Below are 10,268 nucleotides of genomic sequence, written 5' to 3' on the forward strand. Positions count from 1 at the left end.
TATGGCACTTGGCGAAAAGCGAAACGGCACGATCTTTGCCGCAGACGCAGAACGGCGGGACGCGCCGGAATATCAGGTCACCTCGGAGCCGGAAGTCGTCCCTGTCGTGGTGGATGACACGCCGAACCGCACATTGAACACCGATGTTGGCGCGCTCGGACGGGCACACAACCTGTTCTTTGCTCCTGAGACAGCGGGAAAGGACTTCAATTCCGTGCTGCAAGAGGTGCAGGAGTACATCTCCGGTTCCTACGCCGCCCTCATCACCGAGGGCGGCGAGGACTCTAAGGAGCATCTCCAGCGCTATATCACGAAATACCTGCAGGACAAGCGCGTCGCTGTGGCGGGCATGACACAGGTGGAGCTGGTAGAAGCCATCTATTCCGAGATGGCGGAATTCGGCTTCCTGACCCGCTACATCTACGGAGACGGTATCGAAGAGATCAACATCAATTCGTGGCGTGATATTGAGGTGCAGTATTCGGACGGCCGAAACGAAAAGCTCACGGAACACTTCGACTCACCGGAACACGCCCTCGCTGTCATCCGCCGTATGCTCCACGCCTCCGGCATGGTGCTGGATAATGCCAGTCCTTTGGTCACGGGGCATCTGACCAAAAACACCCGTATCGCCGCTATGAAGTCCCCCGTGGTGGATGAGGATGTGGGCGTTGCCGCCTCCATCCGAATCGTCAACCGCCACAATCTCAGCCGTGAGGATCTGCTCCGCAGCGGTACGGCCACAGCGGAAATGCTGGACTGGCTTTCCGTATTTTTGCGCTATGGGATTTCCATCTGCGTGGCGGGAGCCACCTCCTCCGGCAAGACCACGGCGGCAGGCTGGCTGCTGACCACGATCCCAGACAGCAAACGCATCTTCACCATCGAGAACGGCTCCCGTGAACTGGAGCTGGTGCGGGAGGAAAACGGTAAGGTAGTCAACTCGGTGGTCCACACCCTGACCCGCGACAGTGAAAATGAGCGTCAGCGGATCGATCAGATCGCGTTGGTGGATATCTGCCTGCGCTTCAATCCGGACATCCTGGTGGTGGGTGAGATGCGCGGCGCCGAGGCCAATGCCGCGCAGGAGGCCGCCCGCGTGGGCGTGGCGGTGTTGACCACCATCCACTCCAACTCCTGCGAGGCGACCTACCGCCGCATGGTGTCCCTGTGCAAACGAGCCGTGGATATGTCGGATGAAACGCTTCTCAGCTATGTGACGGAGGCATACCCCATCGTGGTATTCTGCAAGCAGTTGGAGAACAAGCAGCGCCGCATGATGGAGATCATGGAGTGCGAGATCCTGCCCAATGGGGATCGCCGCTACAACACGCTGTTCCGCTATGTCATCACGGAAAACCACATGGAGGACGGCAAATTCGTCATCGAAGGGCATCACACGCAGGTGAACGAGATCTCCGTGAGTCTGCGCAAACGCCTGCTGGAAAACGGTATGCCCAACGAGGAGCTGCAGGCTCTTTTGAAACCCAAGAAGGAGGTGAACGCCACTTGACAGCCCTGCTGCTGACTGCGTGCGTCGGCATGATCACCGGCGCATTTTTCATTATCCGCATCTCACCCATGGACTTTACGCTCGGCGTGTTTCGTCGGTTGACCACCGGCCCTAAAAGCATCCGGGATGCCATCAATGAGACCACCCAGCGCAAAAAGCCCGGCTTCTTCCGCCGTGAGATCATGGAAACGCAGACGATTCTGCAAGCCACGGGCAAGGAGGAGCGCTTTCCTATGCTGTGCGCGGCGTCGCTGCTGTTCTTTGCCATCGGCGCAGGCATCGCCATCATCATGAATAACTTCCTGCTGGTGCCGGTGTTGGCGGCGGGCATGATGTTCCTGCCCTTTTGGTACATCAAGCTGACGGCCGGACATTACAAGAAAGACATCGCCGCCGAGTTGGAAACGGCGCTCTCCATCATCACCACGGCCTACCTCCGCAGCGAGGATCTGCAGACCGCCGTGGAGGAGAATATCAACTACCTGAACCCGCCTGTGCATGGCGTGTTCCGCAGCTTCCTCACCCGCATCAAGCACATCGACCCGGATATGAATGCGGCGTTGGCGGAGCTGAAGTCTGCCATTGACAATGAGGTGTGGCGGGAGTGGTGTGAGGCACTCTCCGCCTGCCAGTATGACCACAGCATGAAAAGCACCCTTAATCCCATTGTGGCAAAGCTCTCGGATATGCGCATCATCAATGGGGAGCTGGAGAATCTCGTGTTCGCGCCCCGCAAGGAATTCATCTCCATGGCGGCGCTGGTGGTGCTGAATATCCCGCTGCTGTACTTTCTCAACAAGGACTGGTATGCAACCTTGATGACCACCGTACCCGGCAAGGCGGTGCTGGCGGTCTGTGCCGCCGCTATCTTTCTCTCCTTTGCCAGAGTGGTCAAGCTGACCCAGCCCATTGAATATCGGAGGTGACGGACATGACGATCTTACTATTCCTTTTCGGCGTGGCCGTTGCCGCGGGCTTATTCTTCATTCTGGCGGATATTCTGAAGCTGCCCCGCCTCTCCACGGAGAAGGCACTCCTGTCCGCAGGGCGAGCCGAGAAAAAGCGGATGAAGTCGCTGGACGCGATCTTCCTTGGCTGGGCCATCAAGCTCTCCAAGTTTATCCGAATGGACGAGTACAAGCGTCACCGCATGGAGCGCACGCTGAGTGCTGCCGGCATGGACATGACGCCGGAGGTCTACTTGGCCTATACTATCCTCAAGCCTGCCGCCGCGCTGCTGGCGGTCATTCCGTGTCTGCTGATCTTTCCTCTGCTCTCGCCCATCGTGGTGCTGCTGTCGATATTGCTTTACTTCAAGGAGAGCCGCAAGGCGGAGGAAAAGGTTGCAGAACGCCGCGAGAAGATCGAGGGTGAGCTGCCCCGCTTTGTTGCCACAGTGGAGCAGGAGCTGGGAGCCAGCCGCGATGTGCTGACGATCCTTGAAAACTATAAGCGTCACGCCGGTCCCGACTTCGCCCGTGAGCTGGATGTGCTGACGGCGGATATGCGCTCCTCCTCCTATGAGGCGGCACTGGTTCGTTTCGAGGGCAGGATGGCATCGCCCATGCTCTCCGACATCGTGCGCGGGCTCATCGGCGTCCTGCGCGGGGATGACGGCCGCGTTTATTTCCAGATGCTCTCCCATGACATGAAACAGCTGGAGCTTCAGCGACTCAAGGCACAGGCAGCGAAGATCCCGCCCAAGATCCGTGTGTACTCCTTCGTCATGCTGGTCTGCTTTATGCTCATCTACATTGTGGTCATCCTCATGCAGATCCTCACCTCGATGGGAGGGCTGTTCGGATGATGAAGCACAAATGGAAGAAACGCTCCGGCGAGGGCTACATCGATACCTGCGTCCTCATCCTCTGCGCCATGCTGGTGATCGCATTGGCGGTGAAGGTACTTCCTGTGTATGTTGCCAAGCAGCAGCTCGACACCTTCGCCGCCGAGCTGGTGCGGGAAGCCGAGATCACCGGCAGAGTCGGGAGTGAAACGACCTCCCGCGCGCAGGTGCTTTCCGAGCGGTTGGAGATCGACCCGGACATCCGCTGGTCCCGCACCGGCCGCATCCAACTCAATGAGGAGGTGACGGTGACGCTGACCATGGATATGGACATCGGCTTTGGTGGGCTTGGCAGCTTCCCCATTGAGCTGACGGCACAGGCCAGCGGCAGATCGGAGGTGTATTGGAAATGAGAAAGCTGCTTTTTTGCTCCCGCTCCGGTGAGGGCTATCCCATGGTCATCGCTGTGACACTCTGCCTGCTCATGCTCTTTATGGTCATAGCGGAATATTTCCGGGTGAACATCATCGTGCAGGGCGTGCGGGACGCGGTGCAGCAGGCGGTCATTGCCACGGTCAATGAGAACTATGACGATGTGTACCACTCTGTGCGGGAGGGCTATGCCGCAGGTTGGTTCCCGGAGGGGGATGGCGAGTGGTTCGAGTCCGTTGACACCGGTGATGTCTACGGCAACCTATCCTATATTCTTGGCCTTACCACAGATGGCGATGGCTACATGAAATACGCCGGAAATGAGCTGGAGTATACGCTCTCCGACCTGTCCGTACATATCTCCAACAACGCTATCGCCTCAGGCCAGAGCGAGGGGTATCTCGCAACCGCCACCCTCCATCTGGAGGTCCCCACCCGCTTTGCCGGACGTGTGCTGCCGCCTGTGAGCCTAAATCTGCAGGTGCAGGCCAAGTATATCCCAAAGTTTTAGTTCTTTTCACTTCTTGCAGTAGACTTCCGAAGAAAGCTGTGGTATGTTCGGGATAAGAAGAAAAATCACTGACCCCTACAAAGGAGGAGTTCAACCTATGACAGACAAAACAAAACGCATCATCCTCATTGCGGCAGGCGTCCTGCTCTGCGCGGTACTGGTGGTGGGGATCGTCAGCCGGCTTGCGGCGGTGCCCATGCCCATCGACCCCGCCATCCCGGGCGATACACCCGACACGAAAGATCCGGTGGTGAACATCAGCGATCCAGAGGTAAAGGTGGATAGCAAGACGGATGGCGAACGGCATGACCCCGGCAGGGATGCTGACAGCTCCGGCACAGATCAGGCCATTCAGGGTGCGCCCACCAAGCCGGACGCGCCGGAGCATCCCGGCAAGACGGAGAAGGACCATGCGGCGGATGATGTGCCGGACGCGGACCGCAACAAGGAAACGCCGCCCACCTACAAGCCGGAGCAGACTGAGGTAAAGCCCCAGCCCACAGAGCCTGCGGGCGGCAGCACCAATGATGCCGGACAAATCTATATCCCTGGATTTGGATATGTAGATTATGAGGGGGACAATGTCGGAATCAAGGACGATTCCATGTATGAAAACGGCAACAAAATTGGAATCATGGGCGGCTAAGTCCGCACGATCACAAGAAAGACACGGCTAAGAAGAAGCCGTGTCTTTCTTTATCTTCATGACGAGGAGGAATGCGCATGAAAAGGCTTTTGCCCCTGTTGCTGGCGCTTGTGCTGGCAATAACCGCCATCGTTCCCGCCTATGCCACAGGGGATGGCAACTTTGACGGCGGTGGAGGCAGCATGGGGGACGGTACCAAGACCAACTACTGGAATCCTGGCATGGACGGCGTGAGAGTGTCTATCGTGGATGTAGGTTCCCATTCTGTGGTGCGAACCCCCATCGACTTAACCAACAAGGTTCCTATAGCAAATATTGCTCACTTCGGAAAGGTGTCCAAGTTGTCTTACAATGCAGGACGAGGATTGTCCGTATCGGTCAGCGGATATTCCTATCGAAACCCAAGTCAGAGCCTGCCCAAGATCATCTCTACGAGCAGCAGCAAAGCCAGCATCGCTGCCATCCGAAGCTATTTCACCGATGAACAGGTTATCCGTTCCATTGCTGGATACGCAGGAATGGACTTCGATACGCTCATTGGCGGAGACTACAAGCTGGTAGTGGAGCCGCTGGCCTATCTCTGCTACAACGGTCAGCAGTTCGCCATGACCGCTACGGAAGCGGCGCTGTATGATCAGGTCGTCAACGGCGATCTCAGAAAGAAGCTGGGGACGCTCACCCATAAAAATCTGCCGCTGGCGATTTTTCTGGAGGAAGCGGATCTCGGCTACGCCGCATGGCCCGGCAGCCGCACGGAGAAGGCGTCCAACGGCGACATCATCTCCTCTCTGGGTATTGGCATCGTCCGCTTCAACGAGGTGACCACGCCGCCCGAACCCGGCGAATATGACTACGAATACCGCGTCAACACAGAAGTCATCACCTCAGTGGAGGTGCGCGGCGGGCAGTCCGACCCGGACAACCCTGTATCGGTACGCTTTAACATTCAGGGCAGGACTTACACTGTCAGCAATGTCTACTACCCGGACGGCGACAGCCAGCTGGCATGGGTGCGCTGGCGTACTCCCGCGGAACCATGCGTCATAACGATTTCCGTCAGCGTGTCTGGCGGCGGCTCGGCGCAGGGCACCATCACCTGCAATATCGTGGATCTGGACGGCAACGACCCGCCCAATCCCCTGGCGGATGACCGCAACAACGGCTTCAGGCCGGCGTCTGTTCCTCAAAAGGAGCAGGTGACCTCGGCGTCCTGGGGCATCTGGTCACCGTGGTGGCAGGAGAATTGGGAGTGGGTAGAAAACTGGCAGAAATGCTGGCACACAGACCGCTGGACGGATGCGGACGGCAAGACCCACAGGGACCGCTGGTACCATTGGGTGGACAACGGATGGTGGGAGGATCACGGCTGGTGGGAGTTTGACTATAACGGCTATTCCGCAAGCCTGACTGCATCCATGCGTATCACGCCGGATGAGAAAAGCCCCACGGCGACCGCATCCACGCTGAAAAGCGGCTATGGCGTTCAGGAGAAGGTGACCGCAAAAGTCACCACAAATCAGAGTGCGGCGGTGACAGCGGCGCAGAATGCCGTGACCTATTTCCCGGAGTTTGGCTATGCGAACTATTGGCGGCTGCTGGAGGCAGAAATCTCTGGGCGAAGCACGACCTTCCAATTCAAAGCCAACCCCTACAGCACCTACAACCGCCGTACCCACTTCACGCCCATCTGGTATCCGGACGGCAGCTATACGCCCTACACATGGCTTCTGGATTGCTGGACGCCGGCAGGAATGCTCTCCATGAACCTGACGGACCGCGTCACCATCCGGGGGAATCTCTGGGAGGAGTGGCATATTGCTCCCGCAAAACAACGATAGAAACGGAGGAATCTATGAACAACACAAAATGCAAACGCCTTTGTGCGGCACTGGTGCTGTCCCTGCTGTTGGTCTGCGTGATGGGTACCACGGCCTTCGCTGCCGGTACGGGCGATGTGGCCGGTGCGGTGGAAAGCACATGGCAGACGGCATCCGGTCAGATCAAGACCGTCGTCAACAACGTGGTGTTTCCCGCGATTGACCTGATCCTTGCGGTGTTTTTCTTCGCCAAACTCGGCACAGCTTATTTCGACTTCAGAAAAAGCGGCCAGTTCGAGTGGACGGCGCCCGCCATCCTGTTCGCGTGCCTCGTGTTCACGCTGACAGCACCGCTGTACATCTGGCAGATCATCGGGATTTGAGGTATAGGCAATGACTTTTTACGAACAGGAGCTTCGGAAGATCGTTGGAGAGCGGTACCCCGACGCCACTTATGTGGGCAGAGCCTGCTATGTGCGTCTGAGCGATATGAACCGGGCAAAGATCCAATTTGTCACTGGAATCGTCGCCAATCAGTACAATGCCCTGCAGATGACGATCCTCAACCGCAGCGAAGGACAGGTGGATACCCTGCGCCTGCGCTTCTTGGATCTGCTGGGGACAAAGATGACCTCAAATCCCAATTTCCGAAACGGCGTGGAGCCGCACATTTGGGATGACTATGGAAAGGTGAGCTGGTATGTATATCACCCCACCCGGCAGGACTATGAAGCGTTGTCTGATGCGGTGTCAGACTATCTGGAGGTATTTCAGGACATGAGCCAGTCCTCTGATCGGGCGTGGGAGCAGACAATGTAACAAAAGCGTGATTTGAAGGCCGTACCAGCTGTACGGCCTTTGCCATATCCCAAAGCAGCTGGTGCGGCCTCACCCGGAAGTGAGGTGAAACCGATCAATGTTCATTTGGGATTTTGTTGCCGCCAAGGTGTTAGGCCAGATCGTGGACTGGTTCTACAGTCAGATCGTGGGCTTTCTCGGCAACTTCTTTTCGGAGATGGGAAACATGGGCGCAGAGCTCTTCACCATGGATTGGGTGCAGAGCATCGTGCTGTTCTTCTCCTATTTGGCATGGGCACTCTACGGCACAGGATTAGTGGTGGCCTGCTTTGAAACCGGCGTGGAGTATTCCAGCGGCCGCGGCAACATCCGTGAGACCGCCCTCAATGCCATCAAGGGCTTCATGGCTGTCAGCCTTTTCACCGTTGTTCCGGTACGGCTTTATGAGCTGTGCGTTTCTCTGCAAGGGACCTTCACCGCAGCTCTTACCGGCTACGGGACTTCTATTGGCGATGTGGCCGGAGAGGTCATGCAGGAGTTCAACGCCGTGGAATCAATATCCGACCTGACGGCAGGGCCGCTGCTGGGCTTCGGCAACATCACCAGCGGGATCATGATCCTGTTCTGCCTTATCCTCATGGCTTATGCCGTCTTCAAGGTCTTCTTCGCCAATCTAAAGCGCGGCGGCATCCTGCTCATCCAGATCGCCGTTGGAAGCCTTTATATGTTTTCTGTGCCCCGTGGTTATACGGATGGCTTTATCCAATGGTGCAAGCAGATCATCGGCTTATGCCTGTCGGCGTTCTTGCAGGCGACGATACTTGTCGCCGGGCTTATGGTGTTCAAGGATCATGCCCTGTTAGGGCTTGGGCTCATGCTCTCCGCTGGTGAGATCCCCCGTATCGCCGGAGCTTTCGGACTGGATACCTCCACCAAGGCAAACCTCATGAGTGCTGTTTATACCGCACAGGCCGCCGTCAACACCACGCGCACGGTCGTACAGGCGGTGGCGAAATGAGCAGACTGACGATGGGCAGCTTGTTCGATGGCATTGGTGGATTCCCTTTGGCCGCGATTCGCAGTGGCATCACGCCGGTGTGGGCGTCGGAAATTGAATCCTTCCCTATTGCGGTCACAAAGCTGCGTTTCCCTGATATGCTCCATGTGGGCGACATCACTAAGCTGAATGGCGCAGAGCTGCCGCCTGTGGACATCATCTGCGGGGGCAGCCCGTGTCAGGACCTGTCCGTTGCCGGCGCAAGGGCAGGCCTTGCCGGAGCGCGTTCCGGTCTTTTCATGGAACAGGTCAGACTGGTAAAGGAGATGCGAAATGCAGACAAATTACGAGGCCGAACAGCTCTCGATGTTCGGCCAAGATTTATGGTATGGGAAAATGTTCCCGGCGCCTTTAGTTCAGGAACGCCAAAGGGCGAAGACTTCCGAATCGTTTTGGAGGAGATCGTCCGCATTAAATGCGATTCCGTTTCAGTCCCTCGACCTGACTCCGGGCGCTGGGAATCTGCTGGGCGAATTCTATTGGGAGCGGATTTCTCCCTGGCGTGGCGGTGCCTCGACGCTCAATACTGGGGTGTCGCCCAGAGACGCAAAAGAATCTTCCTTATCGCAGATTTTGCAGGCAGATCCGCCCCTAAAATACTATTTGTCCCCGAAAGCCTGCCTGGGCATCCTGCGCCGGGCCTTTGAGCGCGGTAAGGAACTGCCGAAGAAGCTGGAGCGTGCCCTAAAGATCCAGGCGGGGCTCATGCGCCCGGACGGACAGCCCACAGGATTAGAAGCGTACCACATCAACCAGCGGGATGAGGGCATCGACCTGCACGGCGTGTCAGGTGCGTTGATGGCAACCACCAATATGCAGATGCAGACCTTCGTGACACAACCGGATGAAGCTGTTGAGGGCTTTGACGGCTACAACGGTGATCTGACTGGCGATGTAGCAGCCACGCTCGGCGTCAACTGCGGGATGTCTACTGGAAGAAACGGAGTCAAGGCCTTTGCCGCCAATCAGCGGGATGAGGTGCGCGACCTTCACGATGTAGCTGGTGCGCTGGGCGCACAACCAGGGATGAAACAACAGACCTTCGTAGCTTCAGGCGTTGTGACCAAAGGCATTGGGGATTGCTTCCTTTCCGAGGAACGACATACGGCACTATCGACAGGAGGTGGTCAGGCAGGACAGGGATATCCCTGTGTGCTGACTGCTGCCTTCTCCGCAGGTGCTGGAGCCTCTGCTGGGGGCATAGGCTATGGCGAGGAGCTATCTCCCACATTGAAAGGATCTGCCGGAGGGAATTGTATGCCGTCCGTTTTGTGTCTCAACGATCAGGGCGGCAGCGTGATGGAATACAGCGAAAATGTGTCCGGCACGCTACGGGCGCAGGAGCATGGACACCAGCCTCTCGTATACGAAAACCACGGCATTGATAGCCGTTACACAGGGCCACATAAGGTCGCGCCGACCATGTCTGCGCGATACGGCACAGGCGGCAATAATGTGCCGCTGGTCGAGCAGGATTCCGATGCTATCTGTATTGCCGGAAACATTGTGGATCGTCAACCTCAAAACGGTGGAAACGGTCTTGGCTGTCAGGACGATTTGGCATATACACTGACCGCCACGGATCATTTATCTGGATATCCAGATAAATGATCTAATCCCGAGGATTGAGTTATCCCGAGGAAGTCAGATGGGCCATCGGCTTTTTGTTGCGAGATAGTGTTTTTGCTGCTGTAATTCATGTTAAAAC

Annotated in this window: 10 protein-coding genes and 1 pseudogene; all 11 read left to right on the forward strand. The window is 57.0% G+C overall.

The window, feature by feature from the left end:
• Nucleotide 1: 1 nt before the first annotated feature.
• Nucleotides 2-1,513 carry an ATPase, T2SS/T4P/T4SS family gene (locus ACZM22_RS07750; RefSeq protein WP_489543657.1) on the forward strand — a complete coding sequence of 504 codons (1,512 nt, stop codon included), beginning with the start codon at nucleotides 2-4 and terminating at the stop codon, nucleotides 1,511-1,513.
• Entirely contained in the window at nucleotides 1,510-2,439 is a 930-nt protein-coding gene (locus ACZM22_RS07755; protein ID WP_489543658.1) for a type II secretion system F family protein, read from the forward strand. Before ACZM22_RS07750 ends, ACZM22_RS07755 begins: the two co-directional genes overlap by 4 nt.
• Nucleotides 2,440-2,444: 5 nt before the next feature.
• Nucleotides 2,445-3,320, forward strand: coding sequence for a secretion protein F (locus tag ACZM22_RS07760; protein ID WP_489543659.1), 876 nt, complete (start codon nucleotides 2,445-2,447; stop codon nucleotides 3,318-3,320).
• Entirely contained in the window at nucleotides 3,317-3,712 is a 396-nt protein-coding gene (locus tag ACZM22_RS07765; protein WP_489543660.1) for a DUF4320 family protein, read from the forward strand. The genes ACZM22_RS07760 and ACZM22_RS07765 overlap by 4 nt, the downstream gene beginning before the upstream one ends.
• Nucleotides 3,709-4,242, forward strand: coding sequence for a hypothetical protein (locus ACZM22_RS07770; RefSeq protein ID WP_489543661.1), 534 nt, complete (start codon nucleotides 3,709-3,711; stop codon nucleotides 4,240-4,242). Before ACZM22_RS07765 ends, ACZM22_RS07770 begins: the two co-directional genes overlap by 4 nt.
• A gap of 97 nt (nucleotides 4,243-4,339) precedes the next feature.
• On the forward strand, nucleotides 4,340-4,888 hold the full coding sequence (locus ACZM22_RS07775; protein ID WP_489543662.1) for a DUF6550 family protein: 549 nt from the start codon (nucleotides 4,340-4,342) through the stop codon (nucleotides 4,886-4,888).
• A 77-nt stretch (nucleotides 4,889-4,965) separates the two neighbouring features.
• Nucleotides 4,966-6,726: a DUF8193 domain-containing protein gene (locus ACZM22_RS07780; protein WP_489543663.1), complete on the forward strand. Its 1,761-nt coding sequence runs from the start codon at nucleotides 4,966-4,968 to the stop codon at nucleotides 6,724-6,726.
• Nucleotides 6,727-6,740: 14 nt separating this feature from the next.
• On the forward strand, nucleotides 6,741-7,088 hold the full coding sequence (locus ACZM22_RS07785) for a DUF3852 domain-containing protein (protein WP_489543664.1): 348 nt from the start codon (nucleotides 6,741-6,743) through the stop codon (nucleotides 7,086-7,088).
• Between the two features lie 10 nt (nucleotides 7,089-7,098).
• Nucleotides 7,099-7,524, forward strand: coding sequence for a hypothetical protein (locus tag ACZM22_RS07790; RefSeq protein ID WP_489543665.1), 426 nt, complete (start codon nucleotides 7,099-7,101; stop codon nucleotides 7,522-7,524).
• Between the two features lie 97 nt (nucleotides 7,525-7,621).
• Complete coding sequence (locus tag ACZM22_RS07795) at nucleotides 7,622-8,521, forward strand: conjugal transfer protein TrbL family protein (protein ID WP_489543666.1); 900 nt, start codon at nucleotides 7,622-7,624, stop codon at nucleotides 8,519-8,521.
• A gap of 11 nt (nucleotides 8,522-8,532) precedes the next feature.
• Nucleotides 8,533-10,144: pseudogene (locus ACZM22_RS07800) on the forward strand (DNA cytosine methyltransferase); the annotation flags it as partial.
• Nucleotides 10,145-10,268: the final 124 nt, after the last annotated feature.

Source organism: Vescimonas sp., assembly GCF_057856985.1.

Excerpts from the sequence above, each read along its gene's own strand:
- ACZM22_RS07750 (WP_489543657.1), top strand. The coding sequence starts at position 2 with ATGGCACTTGGCGAAAAGCGAAACGGCACGATCTTTGCCGCAGACGCA.
- ACZM22_RS07760 (WP_489543659.1), top strand. The coding sequence starts at position 2,445 with ATGACGATCTTACTATTCCTTTTCGGCGTGGCCGTTGCCGCGGGCTTA.
- ACZM22_RS07765 (WP_489543660.1), top strand. The coding sequence starts at position 3,317 with ATGATGAAGCACAAATGGAAGAAACGCTCCGGCGAGGGCTACATCGAT.
- ACZM22_RS07770 (WP_489543661.1), top strand. The coding sequence starts at position 3,709 with ATGAGAAAGCTGCTTTTTTGCTCCCGCTCCGGTGAGGGCTATCCCATG.
- ACZM22_RS07775 (WP_489543662.1), top strand. The coding sequence starts at position 4,340 with ATGACAGACAAAACAAAACGCATCATCCTCATTGCGGCAGGCGTCCTG.
- ACZM22_RS07780 (WP_489543663.1), top strand. The coding sequence starts at position 4,966 with ATGAAAAGGCTTTTGCCCCTGTTGCTGGCGCTTGTGCTGGCAATAACC.
- ACZM22_RS07785 (WP_489543664.1), top strand. The coding sequence starts at position 6,741 with ATGAACAACACAAAATGCAAACGCCTTTGTGCGGCACTGGTGCTGTCC.
- ACZM22_RS07790 (WP_489543665.1), top strand. The coding sequence starts at position 7,099 with ATGACTTTTTACGAACAGGAGCTTCGGAAGATCGTTGGAGAGCGGTAC.
- ACZM22_RS07795 (WP_489543666.1), top strand. The coding sequence starts at position 7,622 with ATGTTCATTTGGGATTTTGTTGCCGCCAAGGTGTTAGGCCAGATCGTG.